Here is an 883-nt window from a genome sequence, read left to right on the forward strand (position 1 = left end):
TTGTAATACAAGGTCGGTTCAAACTTTGTAGATTAGGTCGATAGGAGCCTTGTGGGGAATGCGATATTAGCTTCAATGAAGGCCTTTGTATGTGCACGGCGTATATTAAGCTAGGTGACACTGATCTATATCTTCAATACACTGTATGGGTAACCATAGTTCAAAATAGGGTAGAGGCATGGCCAATTGGGAAGGGGTAAGTGAGTTTGTTGCAGTGGCAGAGCGCGAAAGCTTTACTGGTGCCGCACAGAAACTCGCTACGTCAGTGGCTCAAATCAGTCGTAGAGTGGCAAATCTCGAGGAACGCCTCGCAGTAAAACTACTCAATCGAACGACTCGTAAGGTTTCTCTAACAGAGGCTGGGCAACTCTATTATCAGCAATGTAAGTTGTTGGTCGAGGGTTTAGAAATTGCTGAGTTAGCCGTCACGCAGATGCAATCCACGCCGAAAGGTTTGCTGAAAGTAACAGCACCTGTGACTTATGGTGAGCGTCAACTCGCCCCGATACTTCATCAGTTCTTAAAGCTCCACCCACAAGTCGAACTTGAGCTGATGTTGACCAATCAAAAGCTCGACCTTATTGATTCGGGTGTCGATGTCGCTATTCGTCTTGGTCGCTTAGAAGATTCGAGTCTTGTGGCAAAGAAGCTGTCTCAACGCCAACTCTACGTGTGCGCCAGCCCTGAATACATTGAACGTTACGGTGAACCGCATACACTCTCTGAGTTGAGCAATCATCAATGTTTAGTCGGCGGCTTTGAGCATTGGCGTTTTAAAGAAAATGGGCGACCTCGCTCAGTTCGGGTTAATGGACGCATTAAATGTAACAGTGGCTTAGCCTTACAAGACGCAGCGAAACAGAGTATTGGCTTAGTGCAGCTA

1 protein-coding gene is annotated in these 883 nt (G+C 46.7%); it reads left to right on the forward strand.

All coding sequences use genetic code 11. The features are described from left to right. Positions 1–178: 178 nt before the first annotated feature. The coding region (locus tag AB4496_RS14480) for a LysR family transcriptional regulator (protein WP_372131214.1) at positions 179–883 on the forward strand (705 nt) is incomplete at its 3' end.

The sequence above is a fragment of the Vibrio sp. 10N.222.46.A1 genome, from assembly GCF_041473595.1.
GTDB lineage: Bacteria > Pseudomonadota > Gammaproteobacteria > Enterobacterales > Vibrionaceae > Vibrio > Vibrio tasmaniensis_A.